Source organism: Thalassoglobus polymorphus (assembly GCF_007744255.1).
In the GTDB taxonomy this organism is placed as follows: Bacteria; Planctomycetota; Planctomycetia; order Planctomycetales; family Planctomycetaceae; genus Thalassoglobus; species Thalassoglobus polymorphus.
The window spans coordinates 1,349,237-1,365,477 of record NZ_CP036267.1; the positions used below are offsets into that span (position 1 = coordinate 1,349,237).

General features: G+C 49.9%; 13 protein-coding genes. 5 read left to right on the plus strand and 8 right to left on the minus strand.

Annotated features, from left to right (window positions below):
- Window positions 1–14: 14 nt before the first annotated feature.
- Window positions 15–902, minus strand: coding sequence for a universal stress protein (locus tag Mal48_RS04995; protein ID WP_197442064.1), 888 nt, complete (start codon window positions 900–902; stop codon window positions 15–17).
- 341 nt (window positions 903–1,243) lie between these two features.
- Entirely contained in the window at window positions 1,244–2,605 is a 1,362-nt protein-coding gene (locus Mal48_RS05000; protein WP_145196732.1) for a sigma-54-dependent transcriptional regulator, read from the minus strand.
- 1,027 nt (window positions 2,606–3,632) lie between these two features.
- Here Mal48_RS05000 and Mal48_RS05005 point away from each other — a divergent pair.
- Window positions 3,633–5,186, plus strand: a complete 1,554-nt coding sequence (locus Mal48_RS05005) for a bifunctional aminoglycoside phosphotransferase/ATP-binding protein (RefSeq protein ID WP_197442065.1) — start codon at window positions 3,633–3,635, stop codon at window positions 5,184–5,186.
- 99 nt (window positions 5,187–5,285) lie between these two features.
- Here Mal48_RS05005 and Mal48_RS05010 read toward each other — a convergent pair whose 3' ends face one another.
- From Mal48_RS05010 to Mal48_RS05025, 4 genes are all read right to left on the minus strand, one after another.
- A complete protein-coding gene (locus Mal48_RS05010; protein ID WP_145196736.1) occupies window positions 5,286–6,161 on the minus strand; it encodes a hypothetical protein in 876 nt (291 codons plus the stop codon).
- 114 nt (window positions 6,162–6,275) lie between these two features.
- A complete protein-coding gene (locus Mal48_RS05015; RefSeq protein ID WP_145196738.1) occupies window positions 6,276–6,725 on the minus strand; it encodes a DUF423 domain-containing protein in 450 nt (149 codons plus the stop codon).
- A gap of 265 nt (window positions 6,726–6,990) precedes the next feature.
- Window positions 6,991–7,572, minus strand: a complete 582-nt coding sequence (locus Mal48_RS05020; RefSeq protein ID WP_145196740.1) for a DJ-1/PfpI family protein — start codon at window positions 7,570–7,572, stop codon at window positions 6,991–6,993.
- Between the two features lie 86 nt (window positions 7,573–7,658).
- Window positions 7,659–8,564, minus strand: a complete 906-nt coding sequence (locus Mal48_RS05025) for a carboxylesterase family protein (RefSeq protein WP_197442066.1) — start codon at window positions 8,562–8,564, stop codon at window positions 7,659–7,661.
- Between the two features lie 264 nt (window positions 8,565–8,828).
- Here Mal48_RS05025 and Mal48_RS05030 point away from each other — a divergent pair, with 264 nt between their 5' ends.
- Both Mal48_RS05030 and Mal48_RS05035 read left to right on the plus strand, forming a co-directional pair.
- On the plus strand, window positions 8,829–9,182 hold the full coding sequence (locus Mal48_RS05030; RefSeq protein WP_145196744.1) for a hypothetical protein: 354 nt from the start codon (window positions 8,829–8,831) through the stop codon (window positions 9,180–9,182).
- 179 nt (window positions 9,183–9,361) lie between these two features.
- The gene (locus Mal48_RS05035) at window positions 9,362–10,474 is read left to right on the plus strand and encodes an amidohydrolase family protein (protein ID WP_197442067.1); all 1,113 of its coding nucleotides are present in this window, start codon (window positions 9,362–9,364) and stop codon (window positions 10,472–10,474) included.
- A 161-nt stretch (window positions 10,475–10,635) separates the two neighbouring features.
- On the opposite strand, the gene Mal48_RS05040 is transcribed toward Mal48_RS05035, so the two are convergent.
- Window positions 10,636–12,597 carry a Na+/H+ antiporter NhaC family protein gene (locus Mal48_RS05040; protein ID WP_145196748.1) on the minus strand — a complete coding sequence of 654 codons (1,962 nt, stop codon included), beginning with the start codon at window positions 12,595–12,597 and terminating at the stop codon, window positions 10,636–10,638.
- A 281-nt stretch (window positions 12,598–12,878) separates the two neighbouring features.
- On the opposite strand from Mal48_RS05040, the gene Mal48_RS05045 reads away from it, so the two are divergent.
- Window positions 12,879–14,915 carry a serine hydrolase gene (locus Mal48_RS05045; RefSeq protein ID WP_145196750.1) on the plus strand — a complete coding sequence of 679 codons (2,037 nt, stop codon included), beginning with the start codon at window positions 12,879–12,881 and terminating at the stop codon, window positions 14,913–14,915.
- A gap of 154 nt (window positions 14,916–15,069) precedes the next feature.
- Here the strand turns inward: Mal48_RS05045 and Mal48_RS05050 are convergent, their stop codons facing one another.
- Entirely contained in the window at window positions 15,070–15,537 is a 468-nt protein-coding gene (locus Mal48_RS05050; RefSeq protein WP_145196752.1) for a DUF1579 domain-containing protein, read from the minus strand.
- 484 nt (window positions 15,538–16,021) lie between these two features.
- On the opposite strand from Mal48_RS05050, the gene Mal48_RS05055 reads away from it, so the two are divergent.
- Entirely contained in the window at window positions 16,022–16,240 is a 219-nt protein-coding gene (locus tag Mal48_RS05055; protein ID WP_145196754.1) for a hypothetical protein, read from the plus strand.
- The last annotated feature ends 1 nt before the right edge of the window (window position 16,241 follow it).

Genomic DNA, 16,241 nt, shown 5'->3' on the forward strand with positions numbered 1-16,241 from the left:
CGTCATGAAAATGGTTATTCTGAATCTTTATGAACCCAAACAGAGCATTTGGCATGGCGAAGAATTCTTTCGCATGTGCTTCCGATAAAAAATCGCTTGATGCGACTTAGCCCTCGATGTCCCAGCACAACCAAATCTGCATCAACCCGCTCGATTGTGTCGAGCAATTCCTCAGTTACGGAATTCGCACGTACTACCTCACCTGCAACTCGGGATGTCGCTTTGCGAAGCTGAGCAACGGCAGATTGGACTATTCTTTCTCGCGCTGCCTTTTCTTTCCCATCAATGGCCCGGCGCAACTCGGTATCCCAAGTCCCCAAGTGGCTCTCATTTTGCAATATGCTCACAACGAGAATGTCGACATTCTCTCCCCAGGGAATCCCTGCCAGCATTTCAACTCCATTTTGTGAAACGTCCGACCCGTCAACCGCCACGACAATTCGAAACGTCCGATGTGACGCCTTCACTTTCTCGGAAGGACGAGTGACCAGAACTGAACAGTCTGCATGTTTCGCAATCGCTGCGGATGTGCTTCCCATGAGAAACTGTTGTGTGGCAGACTGACCGCGTGCTCCAACGATGATCAGCTCGGCGTTTTTTTCCTCAGCAAGGTCGATCAACGTTTCAGAGGGGTGGCCTTCTTTCAGGCAACCTTCCACAGTCCCGCGAATCCCTTCGAATCGAGAGACTTCCTCAGCCAGCAAGGCTTCTCCGTCAGACTGGTATTGCTCCAGAATCCCTGCCACATGCGAAGGGAATTCCCGTTTGAGATGAGTGAGTGAAGGGATGACATTTACGTAGGCAATCGTCAACTCCAAAGGGCTGGTGAAGGGGATTCTGGCCAGCAACCACTGAGCGTCTTTGGATGCCTCTGAACCGTCAGTGGCGAGTAAAACTCTCATCGTAATCTCCTCAGGCAAAACGCCTGTTTTTTTGAATGTTTCGCGCGCCATATCGGTCGAACGACCTCGAATCAGGCAAAACGTGTGCCGACGTTTCTCACCGACATAAACCGAGTGTTTGCAGCGCATCTTATTTATAGGCGCATCGAGGAACTGTGCGAGTTCGCACACACTGAGTTGGAACCGCACACCTGCTCAGAAGTATTGAAGTCCCACAAGTGCCGATGAGTCACTTCGGTTTCACCAACCATTTCGCCGACAATGTTGGCTCAGTTTACCGGTCACGCTGAAAAGATGGGTTTGATTGCGTGTTGTTCTGGTGGAATCTCAGAGTCTGGGGCTCAGTCCCGATAGCTCGTCTCGTCGATCTCGAACCGTTCCAGAAGCCGGTAAAGTTTACGACGATGAATCCCTAATGTTCGAGACGCTCGAGCTTTGTTGCCCTGTTCCTCTTTTAAGACTTCGATAATGTGAGCCCGTTCAATCAGATCAAGCCGTCGAACATTTTCCGAGCGTTTCAAAATCTCTCCAGAGTCAGTCGACTCGACAACTTCCAATGGAAGGTCCTCGATTGTGATGAGGTTTTCTTCCGCCAGAATCGTAGCCCGTTCGAGCGCGTTGATCAGTTGCCGCACGTTGCCCGGCCAGGAATAATTCTGCATCAATTCGAGAGCATCCTCAGCGATTGACCAGTCTGAATTCAAGAAGTGGTCGATCAGCAAATTGATATCTTTCCCTCGTTTACGTAACGGCGGAAGCACGAGCGACATGACATTGATGCGGTAATACAAATCCTCGCGAAAGTTCCCATCTGCGACTTCCTCTGATAAATCGCGATTCGTTGCAGCAATGATCCGGACACTCACTCGACGCTCCTGGTGAGAGCCCACTCGCCTGAAGGAACCATCTTCCAGTACTCGCAAGAGTTTCGGTTGCAAGCTTAACGGCAGTTCACCTATTTCATCGATGAACAGTGTTCCACCATCTGCGACTTCAAACAAACCGCTCTTCGTTGTGGTGGCTCCGGTGAAGGCGCCTTTCTCGTGGCCAAAGAGTTCACTTTCAACCAATTGCTCCGGGAGAGCCGCACAGTTGATGGTCACGAGCGGCTTTTCAGCCCGTACTTCACTCGCATGATGAATGGCCTGAGCTGCGAGTTCCTTGCCGGTCCCGCTTTCACCCTGAATCAAGACCGCTTTGTCCGTCGGCCCGACACGCTCAATGAGGCGTATGACATCCTGCATCGGCTTGGACTCGCCAATCATCAATTTCTCGGGGCGGCCACGCGCGATCACCTCCTTGAGTTGGCGGTTTTCTTTCTGCAATGACCAAAGGTCATGGGCCAGACGACAGCGATGTTCCAGATCAGCGAGGGGGAAAGGTTTGGTCAGGTAATCACACGCACCCATCTTCATCGCAGCGACAGCGTTCTCAACTGTCGCTTGCCCGGTGAGAATCAGTATCTGAGTTTCCACTCCGTCCGATTTGACTCGCTGAAGCAATTCCAGACCAGAAATCCCCGGCATGTTCATATCAAAAATCGCGACCTGAAAATACTTTTCCTCAAACAGCTTCAAAGCCTCTTGTGCATTGGCGGCTTCTTCAACCCGGTGACCTTTCCGCCTCATCCAGGCGACTGCCATCTCGCGAAAATTGTCGTCGTCTTCAACAATTAACAGATTCATTTCATTCGCTATAGACATCTGCAATTCAATTCGAAGTTATGACGTATTTCTCAAGGTGGCGAGGAGTGCTCTGACGAGTTTGAAGATCACAGCACAAGCTTGTGGAGAACGCTCCTTTGTCGCGACGCAACATCTTCATCGAGCAGTCACTCTCAAGTGCTCGGGCAAGCAGCGGCGTCCATGTTATGAATGCCGCTGAATCTTTCCCAGTCTGTGAAATACTTGAACTGATCCTGATACTTGAAATTGCTCGCTCGAACGTTGATGAAAGCGAACATTCAAGTAGTTTTCGGACTGGTTCTTGAAAAACGTATTCCGTTCCACTTCCTTTCAAGAGCCACCCAGAACCTGCTTCATGTGGTGGGTTCTAACAAGTGAAGTCCAAAAAGTGACCGGGAGACAGTTCTCCTCGCTCTGCAAGTCCAGAATTCACATGATTTGCAGAACAAGAGTTACCAGTCGCCTCGGAGCACAACGAGGAAATCCAGACTCAATACTGAATAAGCATGTGGCGTGCCAAATCTTGACTTCAACGTCCGTCGTGAATGTCTCGGAAGGAATTTACATGTGATGTTGACCAAGAATTCTCCATAACAGCTAACAGCTGCCACTCAATTGCTATTTCCTGGTGTGCGATAACGCACATGTGCGTTCGCTGCGCTTCATGCTTTTGAGCAATGAAACATTCGAAGCTGTGATTCAGAGAGAAAGTGGGGCTTTCGCTGGATTGTGACCATAGGCTCGTTGCAGCCAGCGGTGATGGTGACGGCATGTCATTCGCACAACGGACTATGAGGGGGGCGATCTTCTGACCGCAACGAAGATGGGCTCACAATGATCCAGTATTGGCCAGTTCGCTTGCTCACCTTCCAGGGTAACCCGCGATCACTCAAGTATTTCGAGTTGGTGTCTGCGTCCTGCCTCGTGGAGAACAGCAATTTCGCAGGTGAAACGCGTTCTTCACGGGGACATGGTGGAGCAAACTGCTCTCATTCAAACTGCTCTCATTCAAATAATGCTACAGAAGGAAACAGGAGGTCCGAAAGTGACAGATTCGAACAATCATCCACCACTGGTCAAATCTCTCATGTCTGGTGATGCGTACCCTCACCCCGTTGAGAAAATCGAGCTTTTGGAAACGCATATTTCCTGGATTTTGCTAACTGGCAAATACGCCTACAAAGTCAAGAAACCTGTCGAGCTTGGATTTCTTGACTTTTCCACACTGTCACAGCGTCAGCACTTCTGCGAAGAGGAATTGCGGCTGAATCGACGGTTCTCGAAAGACCTGTATCTCGACGTTGTTTCCATCAAGCAGTTTGGGACACAATTGAAAGTGACTGAAGAAGAGGGAGGCCAAACGGTTGAATATGCAGTGCGGATGCATCAATTTTCTCAAGCGGAGCAGGGCAATGAAATGCTCAAAAGTGGTCGTTTGACACATGTTGAGTTCAACGACTTTGCAGAATCTCTCGCACAATTTCATCATCAAGCAGGATTGGCACCCATCAAGGGGACCGATCCTGATTCGACAGTCCATCACCCTGCATTAGAGAACTTCCGGCATCTCAATCAGGTCGACTGGGACGATGGGATGCGCCAATCACTGGATGAGATACAGGCGTGGACGACGTCGACATACCACGACCACTCCGGGATTTTCCGCCAACGTTCTCAAGACGGATTTGTCCGAGATTGCCACGGAGACCTCCACTTAGGAAACATCGTTTGGTGGAATGAACGGCTGACGCCGTTTGACTGTCTCGAATTCAACGAACAGCTTCGCCAGATCGATGTCATGAGTGAAATCGCATTTCTCATCATGGACCTGGACGACCACCAGCGATCAGGCTTCGCCCGAAGTTTTCTCAACTCTTACTTAGAACAGACAGGAGACTATTCGGGGTTGCGGATCTTGACATTTTATCTGGTCTACCGCTCAATGGTTCGAGCGAAAGTGGCTGCGATTCGCCTGGAACAAGGTCATCTCTCTCCGGAAGAGTGTGACGACTTGAAGCAGGAGTGCCACAGTTACATCAAGCTGGCTCACCAATACACACAGGCGAAGACTCCAAGTCTGGCCATTACCTGTGGGCTCTCGGGAAGTGGAAAAACAACGGGCAGCGAATCACTGGTTCGTGAAGATGCGTTCGTTCGTATCCGCTCCGATGTTGAGCGAAAACGAGTGTTTGGCTTGAATCCATTGGACCGCTCATCCAACGAAATCGCTACGGGACTCTACTCGCAATCTGCCAATGCCAAGACCGAAGAGCGACTCCTCGCAGCGGCGACGGATGCGCTTCAGGCTGGCTTCTCCGTCATCGTTGATGCGACGTTTCTCAAGCAGGAACAGCGCCGTCCATTCATGCAGTTGGCCAAAGAGAAGAAGGTCTCATTCAGGATTTGTCATTTTGAAGCTGCGCACGATGTGCTTCGCCAAAGAGTTCAACAACGGCGCCAGTTGAATAGCGATGCCTCTGACGCAACAGTCGACGTTCTTGAACATCAAATCAAAATTCAAGAACCATTCTCAACCGAAGAGGAGCCGTTTGTCGAAAAGAGCAGTTCAAGGAAAGAGGAGAGCAATTTCGATGCTTGACGTGCCTGTGAAGCTCACTTCTTACATCACTTCGTAGACTGCTCGCCACGGGTCAGAACATAAATACCAATTCGAAAGATGCTCTATTGGTGTTTCGATTTACGGGGCTTTCGGCTCGGTTGGAAGACGGCGGTCGACGCGGAAGAGTCGCTCTGGATTTCGTGTGATAGTGACTTTCAAAGGAGGGGCGATCCCCCCTTGATCGACTTGGATTCGCTGAATGTTTTTGGCATCAAAGGGAGTGTCGTCGATCCATCTGTGGCCGTCGCCATGGATGTAGAGAACCGGTTTGCCGAATGCTTTGGCTTGCTCAATAAATGGGTTAAAAAAGTCATCGTGAACCGGCTTGGGAAGGGCATGTCCAAAAAGAACGATCCCTCGCAGTTCATCGCCACAGCGGGCGATGTTTTGTGCTGTCCAGTCGGCATTTTGTTGGTGACGCAACTTCCATTCCTCAGCATCATGCACGCGCCCTCCGACTAGATTGATCCCCAGAAACAGAATCCCTTCCTGTGTGAAAGCGAAGTTCTCTTCACGCACCAACTGACGGAAAACAGGTAGCTTGTGTTGCCAGTTCTGGTCGAACCGCATGAAGTGTTTCTCCCAGTGATTCCAGGCTGCCGACGGAATCAGGCAGTCGTTCCACTCGTTGTCTCCTGGAATGATGAAGAGTGGTGCTTTAGAAGTTTGAAGTATTCCGCTGACTCTTTCATAGATGTCGGAAGAGCAGGGCATGAACCCTCGTTTGATGTCCCCGACATGGACGACGAATGCCCCATCTTCCGGGAGATCGGCGATCTGTTGAGTCAGGATTTCATTTTCGCGAGGAGCATACGGAATATCACCCATCACGTAAAATGTGAGCAACTCGGGGCGATCGTTCACCTTTTGAGCGTAGGCCCGATTCGCTTGCGTCAGCAGGCAACTTAACAAACCAACGATCGCAATCAGAAAACGAAACGTGCTTTGGCGCATTGCTTTGGTCTTTCGATGAATTGTTAGAGTTGCTCTGGAACCCTGAATTTCAATTCTCAGAGACTCCGGAAATCTCTTCTTCACGAAGGATTCCGAAGAGGGAGGCCAGTCGAGTCAATCTTCGTTGGGGGACTTTGAAGGAAAAGCCGAGATGCCCAAGGCGACCCAGCCAATCAGAAAGAAGACTCCACCCAGCGGGGTGATCATGCCGAGTTTCGTTTGCCCGGTGAGAACCAAAACATACAGGCTTCCACTGAACAGAAGAATCCCCAACAGGAATGACCATCCGGCGATGTCTCGGCTGCGCCCTTCAATGGAAACCGGAACCAACGCCAGTGCAATGATGGCAAGTGCATGGTACATTTGGTATTCCGCGCCGGTTTTGAAGTCGGCGAGATATTTTTGAGTGGCGGGGATTTCGACTCCCATCACTTTTTTCGTTTGGTCTCCATACAGTTTGATTAATGGTTCCTCCAACCCGTGAGCAGCGAAGGCTCCAAAAATGACAGCGAGGAAACCCATGGCAGCGCCGACTCGCAACCAGAAAATAGATTCTTTGGACATTCTTTGACTCATTAATTTCAACGCCTCAGCTCAACAGACCAGATTTGTCGAACGCCGAATTTGGGAATTGGAATGACGCGAAGCGATCTTCGCAGTTCAGCTGAGATCGATAAGGGACATTGAATATGCGATCATTGGGCCAGTTTCTACTGGGTGAGTTGAATTGTAGCATTTTTCGAATTGGTGTCCGCCTTTTGCTTCATCGTGAAGAGTCGATGTTGTTGAGACAGTCATCTCCATCAACGGGGCGAACATTGCAAATGCTTTACTCAATTTCGATTCTTGCACCAAGGACTTTGACAAACTCTGCAATCCATGCAGGGTGAGCCGGCCAGGCTGGAGCGGTGACGAGGTTGCCATCGACGTGGGCGGCAGCGACGTCAATCTCTTTGTAGGTTCCGCCAGCGAGTGTCACTTCTGGTCCACAGGCTGGATAAGCTGTGCAGGTTCGTCCAGACAGTACGCCCGCTGCAGATAAAATTTGCAGCCCATGGCAAATCGCCGCAATCGGTTTGTTCGTCTCGGCAAAGTGTTGAACGATGCTCAACACCTTTTCATTGAGCCGTAAATACTCAGGTGCTCGACCACCGGGGACGACAAGTGCGTCGTAGTCGGCGGCGTTCACTTCGGAGAAAGTTGCATTGATTGTGAAATTGTGGCCCGGTTTTTCGCTGTAGGTTTGATCGCCTTCAAAGTCGTGAATCGCGGTGCGAACCTGCTCACCGGCCTGCTTCTCCGGGCAAACAGCATGGACGGTGTATCCCAGCATTTGCAGCATTTGGAACGGGACCATGATTTCGTAATCTTCAACGAAATCGCCAGCGAGTAATAGAATTTGCTTAGCCATATCAGGTCTTTTCGATCTCTTCTCTGAAAGCGTGAAGTTTTCAGTATCATAGCGCTCCCAAGATGGTCCGCAACATCCAGTCCAAATCATTTCTCATCTGGGAAACAGATCGTGAAGCGAACTCCAATGAAAGAGGCACTCCTGTGAGAGTTCAAGTCACCTGAAACGTGGGGAATCTGTTGATTGAGACTGTGATTATCAGGCGGTGGAATTGGAGGCCCTAATTCCAGAACCTCTTCGCGTCGCAGGTCTTCATTGGAAACAAGCCAGTCAAGCATTCGTTGATAGGACTGGGCATTCTTGAAAATTCCGCCATGATCGGCGTCTTTCCATGTTGTCTGAACAACATCGACTCCAAATCTGCGAGCGGAACTGACTGTCTCTTCCTGTTCCTTCCGCATGTAATCTTTCTCGCCCACAAAGTCCCAGACCGGAATTTTGGGGAAGTGGCGTAGTGACCACGGATGACACAGGCCTGCAATCACGACCGATTTTGAGAAAAGTTTCGGCTCATGGTACGGAAGTTCCCAAGCTGCTGATCCTCCCATACTGAATCCAATGACGGAACGCATCTTGGGATCAACTTGATACTGCCTGTCGATCTCGCGGACCAGCTCTCCGAGCATCTTCCAGTTCCAATTTTGAAATTGCCATCCCTCTTCTGAAGGTGGACAAATTGGGACAACGACGATTGCCGGTAAGTCCGTCAACCAACGCATTGAGTTCTTCAGCTTTTCCGGCTTCGGTGATCCACCCCCGTGCAAAAATAGAATCATTGGCCATTCACGTGCCGTGTCGTCTTTGTAACCTTTCGGAGTCGTCACGAAACATTGATACGTCAGCTTCGTGGTCAAGGTTTTCTCTAGAGTGATCTCTTGAGTCTCCTGAGCAAGCCCTCGTTGGCACACGACCAGCAGGAACGAAAGCAAGAACAATGTTTTCCCGAACCGTTTGAGCTTTCTGGGGAACGGTTGCATGTTGGGTTTTGTCATTTTTGTTCCTGGTGTGATGTTTGATTCTTTGGAAATATTCCGAGAAAGCTTAACGGATTTTGAAGGTTTCATCGTATCACACGTTACTGACGCAGAGCCAATCTTAATCATTGCGAACAGACTCATCGCGAGAACAGGCTCGTAGTGAACAGGCAAGAATATTGCGAAAGTAAGGTTCGCGAGCGAGGTCAGCGTTGAGGATGCTCTCGCAGGTTTCGATTCCCCCCCCCCCATAAAATTAAACGACCGATAGACCGATCTCGCATGCAAAGAGATTTCAAAATTGTCTCGGATTCAATCTGGACCGATCCCTGGTGGGGCTACGATCCTGAATCGGTCGGGGTCTGGGGAGAGATCTACCGGAGCTTTAATCTGTTCGAAGGGATGGCGTGGATGGTCTTTGCGGTGCTTGTGACGCGACGATATCTCCAACGAGGGAAGACTCGCTGGGAGATTGTGTATGCTGCGGCATTTCTGCTGTTCGGGCTGACAGACTTTCGTGAGGCGTATGTTCAGTCAGCTCCGCTCGTGCTGGTCAAAGGCGTCATTCTTGTCATACTCTTACAGTTGCGACGATATGTGATTCAGACCTATTCACCCACGAACAACTGGTATTAGAGCTGTTTGCTCTACCGTGTGCCCGTGAAGAGCGAGTTTCGTCAATCAAATTGCTGTTCGCCACGAGGCGGAACCTAAACACCAATTCAAAAGATGCTCAAATGACCTCTATGTTGAAATTCTTTCGATGGCAGAAGCCCTTCGCTTTCTTTCTCTTCGTCGGATGCTTCTCTCTCCAGATGACCACCAGTGTATTTTCTCAAGACGAAGTCCCCGAACGTCCACGACGAATTTATCTCGATGAGTTTCGTCCGACACCGGTTCTGAAAGTCAAGGAACACATTCTTGAGCAGGCAAAATTCCCTTGTGTGAACGTCCATTCCCATCCAGGAAGGCTTTCCGTTGAAGAGATCGACGAAATGGTGAAGACGATGGACGCTGCGAACATCGCTGTCAGTGTGAGCCTGGATGGCAAAGCGGGGCCGGAGTTTGCGGACCATTATCAGCTGCTTGCGAAACGGCATCCGAATCGATTCATTGTTTTTGTCCGCATGGATTACATCGGAGATGGAGCCCCGGATAAACCGGAGACTTGGGATGTCCACAAGCCGGGGTTTGGGGTGCGGATGGCGGACAAGCTGACCGAAGCAGTTCGACAGGGAGCACAGGGATTGAAGCTGCTGAAAACTCTTGGTCTCTACTTGAAAGACCTTGATGGGAACCTCATCAAGCCGGACGATCCTCGATTCGATCCGGTCTGGGAACGGGCAGCTGAGCTTAACATTCCGGTGTTGTGGCATTGTGCCGATCCCATTTCTTTTTTCAGCCCGACTGACGAGCGGAACGAACGCTGGGAAGAGTTGTATCGGCATCCCGAATGGAGTTTTTATGGCGAGCAGTTCCCGAGTCATCAGGAATTGATTGATGGCCGAAATCGAGTGATCGCCAAGCATCCAGAGACATCATTTATCTGTGCGCACATGGCAGACATCCCGGAAGACTTGACGAAGTTGGGGACGTATCTGGATCGATATCCTAACATGAATGTCGAAATCTCAGCTCGCGTTGCAGAGCTGGGCCGGCAACCTTACACCGCTCGGAAATTCTTCCTCAAATACCCTGATCGAATTCTCTTCGGGACCGATGGCGTCCCTCCGATGTCTGAATTGATTCCCCATTTTCGTTTTCTGGAAACCTTCGACGAAAACTTTCCGTATGAAGACAACCCATTTCCACCGCAAGGTCTTTGGAACATTTATGGCATCGGATTACCTGATGAAGTTCTAAAAAAGATCTATCATGAAAACGCTGAACGACTGATCCCAGGTGTGAAGGAAGCGATGAACCCCTGACATAGCACAGCCTGTGGGCTGCAGCCAAAGAGAGGCGATGTTCGCGTTCTGTCTCGTAACGGACAATCTCGCGATGGAACGGCAGCAAGAAACAGAATTGAAATTCAGGGACAGAACTGTCGTACAGTTTTTCGTAAACCAATCTGGTTTCGCCGGGGACTTCAAGTAGCTGACGTAGTGATCGATCTGTCAAAACTGTTCGCTTCTTCGACTTCACGACCGATGATTCTGAGTACCAGCCACTGCACAATGATTGCTGCGATGATGGAAATGTACGGGGAAATTCCCAATGCGATGGGTACGTAACCGAGGCAAATTGCAATCGTTGCCACGGTGAGAGAATATGGAAGTTGCGTACGGACATGTGAAAGGTGATCGCATCCGGTTGCTGCAGATGAAAGGACGGTCGTATCTGAAATAGGCGAACAGTGGTCACCGAAAATTGCACCACCAAGAATCGAGCCAATCGTTGCCAGCATCAGCGGGTGATTGCCAATTTCTTCAAACGGAATCGAAAGACCAAGCAGGAGTTGAAGTTCAATCGAAACCGCCAACGGAATCAACAGTCCCATTGTTCCATATGATGTTCCCGTGGCGAATGAAACGGCAGCTGCCAGAAGAAATGTGATCAATGGAAGCCAGCGTGGAGAAAGATGATCGCCGAGAGAGTCGACCAGATAGCCGGCGGTGTTGAGGTGTTCTGGATTGCAAACGGTTCCGATCGACCAGGCGAGTACCAGGACGACAACTGCTGGCAACATTTGCTGCATGCCATCAATTCCCATCTTCATCGTCTCCCCAAGTGAGCACGATCGAGAAATGACCACACTGAGAATCGCAGCGAAGACGGCCCCCGTCGAAGCAAGTAAAAGAGCGCGGCTGGATTCTTCGAAATCATGATAGAGTGCGATTCCCAGGCAGACACATAGCGTCACAAGCGGGATTAGAGCATGACGAATCATCGGCTTCGAACCATCTGTGAAATCTCCCTTCACAGAAGAAGTCGATTCATCATTGTCGTGTTGTCGGTCTTGCTCCGCTTTCAGCATTGGCCCAAAGTCGCGTCCCGTCCAGGCAATTTGCCCGACGAAGATCAGTGTCAGCAACGGGTACAGCCGATAGGGAATCGTCGCGATGAACGTTTGATAAATCTCACCCGTCGAGAGTCCCAGACTCTCATAGGCGGTGCGCATATATCCAAGTTCAACACCGACCCAGGTCGAAACCAGTGCCAGCCCCGCGACCGGAGCAGCTGTCGAATCGACGAGAAAGGCCAGCTTTTCACGAGAGATTTTCAATCGATCCATCATCGACCGCATCGTGCTGCCGACTAACAGCGTGTTGCCATAATCATCGAAGAAAATCATCAAGCCAAGCAGCCAGGTCATGAGTTGCCCATGCCGGCGATTTCTCACATAAACTGTCAGTCTCTCAACCAGTGCTTGCGTCCCACCGCTACCGGACATGATCCCGATCATGGCTCCCAGAAACATCGTGAACAGAATGATCTGCATGTTCCCGCGGCTTGCTAAGTTCGAAAGAATGAGCGGATCGATGACCTGAATCATGCCTGAAAATGGATTGGTGGCGAGCAGCATCATGCCAGCGAGTGAAGCGAGAAACAGTGCGCCAATCACTTCCTGCCACCAGATTGCCAGGATGATGGCAACAAGGGGAGGAATCAGACTGACCCAACCGGGACGAGTTTGGACGGGCGAAATGATAGCCGTAGCCTGTTCATTCGTTGCCACTGAAATACTGGAACCGGTGAGAACGAGTCGCTGATCTTTTTCAGGATTGCTTCGGACTTCCAGAACTCCAGCTTCAAACTCCGGTAGCGGAAGCTCACTTCCTCCCTCGGTCAGTTGAACTCCGTTGACCACAGCCTGTCGGTTGAATGCTGTGTCGATTTCACCATCTTTAGTCAAAGCAACGATCCGTAGACGCGGAATCGGAAGACCATTCAATTGAACCTTTGGTGATTCAACTCGAAACCGAGGGCTTTTGTTTGCGTCAGCTGCAAAGGTTGTTTGAGTTGAAAACAACGACAAAAAGAAGAGTGACAATAGAACGACTTGTGAGATCAGAATTGCTAAATTTCGTCGTTCATGAAGTTGGTGCATCAGTGATCCATATAGCAGCTGAGGCTTCGGCGTAGCTGGACTGCGAAGCCACGCGAATCGATCCGTACGATTTATACTGCAATCAGCCAGGCTACAACAACGCCATCTCTGTTGAGAAATTCATCTCTGTGCAGTCTCTCATCTGACTCCGATTCAACTCTCGTCTCTATGCACCTCAGACTTGCGAGCGTCTCGCGGTCGCAATAAAACAATCTGTTCTTCATACTGAATCGTGTCAAATCAAATGACTCCCATTCCAATTGATTCATAGCAGGTCATCAATGCCGTCCATTCTCCCCATGCGGAATTTTGTCGTCCCGGTTCTGTTTTCGTTCTTGGCGCTGAACAGTGCTTTCGTGGTCGCTCAGCCAGATGAAGCGTCAAACCCTCTGAAAGATTCGTTAACCAGCTTGGTGGAATCGTTTGAAGGTGAGGCTGGAGTTGCTGTCAAACATATTCCAAGTGGTGAGACGGTTCTCATCAATGCCGATGAAGCCATGCCAACAGCGAGCTTGATTAAAATTTCAGTCATGATCGAAGCCTACAGGCAAGTTGAGGCAGGGAAGCTTGACCTCGCAGCGCTGATTACACTGAAAAAGGAAGACAAGGTTCCTGGCTCAGGAGTCTTGACGACTCACTTCAGCCCCGGAATGCAACTTTCTCTGCGAGATGCGATTCGGCTCATGATGGCCTATTCCGACAACACAGCCACAAATTTGGTCATTGATCAGGTCGGGCTCAAGTCCGTTTCAGACACGATGGAAGAGCTTGGCTTTCCCGAAACGAAAATCCATTCGAAGGTCTATCGCGGATCAACGACAACCATCTTCCCTGAACGTAGCAAGAAATATGGATTGGGAAGCACAACAGCTCGTGAAACGATGAACATTCTGGAGAAGCTCAGTCAGTCAGAGTTCACAAACGAGAAATTCAACAAGGAAATGTTGGAGCACATGCGGAAGTGCATTAACCGGGATCGCATCCCTCCTTTTCTTCCAAGGAGGACAGTCGTTGCGCAGAAGACCGGATCGATCAGCACCGCGAGAACGGTCGCTGGAATTATTGAATCGCCGAGCGGTCCGATTATTGTCGTCGTCCTCACCGCCAAAGGGAATCGTGACGCCTGGTCCACTGGAAAAACAACCGACATGTTGATGGCAAGCATCTCCAAGCGGGCCTTCGACTATTTCAATAAAGACTTGATTCCTGACGAAACAGCACCACAAGAACTTCGTGAAGGAGCAACGGGTTGGCTCGTTGAAGCACTCCAAAGAACGTTGAACGACCGGATGGTTCCTTCTCCGGATTTAGCAGTCGATGGCGATTTTGGTCCATCGACCAAGTCAGCCGTGATGGACTTTCAATCATCAAAAGATCTGCAAGCAAGCGGAGTCGCGGATGCCGCAGTTTGGAAAGCACTTGGACCGCTCATCACCAGCGATCTCGTCATCACAAATCCAGACGACTTCGATATGAAGCTGAGCAAGAAGTCAGAATCGGATTCGCTGGAGGGAATCCCATTTGTCACCTGCAAAGCCTGGATCGTAGGTGACCCCGATTCAGGAAAAACCATTGGCAGTGCGAATCCAACAAGGCGACTCGAAAACGCAAGCACCACCAAATTAATGACCGCTTACATCACGATTCAGCAAGTCCGGAAAGACCCGGCGCTTCTCGATGAAATCGTGACAGTCACCAGCCGCGCAGCCAACACTCCTGGTTCAACTGCCAAAGTACAGACCGGTGAGAAACTCACAGTTCATGATCTACTTTACGGGCTCTTATTGCCGTCTGGAAATGACGCTTCCGTTGTTCTTGCAGAACATTTAGGGAACCGTTTTGAGGCTCCGGAAGAGAATGCCGAGACTGAAGACCCACTTGTGAAATTTGTTGCCGAGATGAATCGCGTCGCGAAAAAACTGGGAATGGAAAATACTCAATTTCGCAATCCACATGGGCTCTCACACAAAGAGCATAAGACGACTGTTCAAGATTTGTTTCGCCTTGCATCCGCCATCGCTGATGATGGGATGCTTCTTCCGTATGTGCAAACACGAAAGCACATCGGACGACTCGAGGGAGCCAGTGGATACGTTCGTTATGAACTCTGGACGAATTCAAACCGGTTGCTCAACATTGACGGATACCTCGGAATGAAAACCGGAACCACTCGCCCAGCCGGAGCCTGCCTCGTTTCATTCGGCGAGCGAGACAATCAAAAGCTGATCACCGTCGTCCTCGGAGCCACCTCTTCGGATGCACGTTATACCGACACTCGGAACCTGTTCCGCTGGGCCTGGAATGAACTTGCGAAGTGATAAAGCCAGCTTCGATCTAGACTGATCCCACACGGCTCAGGGCAAATTCGATGTTGGTCTTGTACGTTCTGCCTCATCGTGAGCAATCTATGAACTCATGAAGGTGACCTTCACGGAAAGACGTTCATTGAAGATGCTCTCAAATGCAAGCGGTTTAAATCCGTTCGTAAACGGTCTCGACCGCTTTCGCTTCTTGACCATTTGGAGTGACGTTGTATGCGGTAATTGTGACATGATCGTTATCGATGATCTCGTATACAGTTTTCCATCCCCAAGGTGGATGCTTCGGATCGACGTGGTAAATTCCGAAGACTGAAAATCCGTATTCGGTCGCTTCACCCTCGGATCGCATGATTCCGTAGTTCATGTGAAAAGTGTCTAACCAAGCGGATTCAAATTTATTCGAAGCGTTATTGAAGACGAGAGTCTCTTCGCCGGATCTCGGATTTTTTTCGATCTCTCCAATGTATGTATGGCGCACGAACGGACCGCCGTAAATAAGCTCAAATTTTCCTTCGACCGCTGATTCATCCGCCAACTCGTCCGGTTCAAACCAAGTCTTGCAAGTCCCTCTCCAGGAGCCGACCAGCACAGCGAAAACGTCTTCTGGTTTTTTGTTCATCGGGTTTTTCTCTGGCTTTTGATTCGATTTTATATTGCTGTTTCATAGTAACGTGAAACTGAAGAGGACAACAAACCGGCTGAGCAGTTTGCATTACTGTGTACGCGCGAAGAACGCGTTTCGCCAGTAAAATTGCTGTTCGCCACGAGGCAGAACCCGAACCCCAATTCACAGAATGCTATGAGACTCCGCTTCGATAATTGAATCCTCACTGAGAACGAACCAGTGAGCAAAACTTACCACTGAATCTTGTCAATCACGCTGGGAGGCAATCAATCATTGATCATTCCTTTCTCAAAAGAATTGAAACGAACTGAATTCTTCATGTTGAACTCATCAGTGAAGAACAACTACAGTCCGTTTGACTCGTTTTTATAGAACCAGTCCGAAAACCTCTGGAATAGCCGATCCGCTTGTCTCAACGTTTGAGAGAGCAATATCAGGTTTCAGGACCAGTTCTAAACATTTGAGGAAGGAAAATCAGATGGCGAAGAAGAAAGCTGCTGTCAAGAAGAGCCCATCGTTGACGGAGATTTACGACACGGTCGCTGGAAAGGCTGATACAGCGAAGTTGCAAATCAACGCCGCCGAAACAAAAAGAGTGCTTGCCTGTTTCTTCGATGCTCTCGAAGATTACTCCGCAGCCGATGCAATGGACATTATCGCAAAGGGTCTGAAGGCTGCTCAAAAGCGCCGCCGATAAG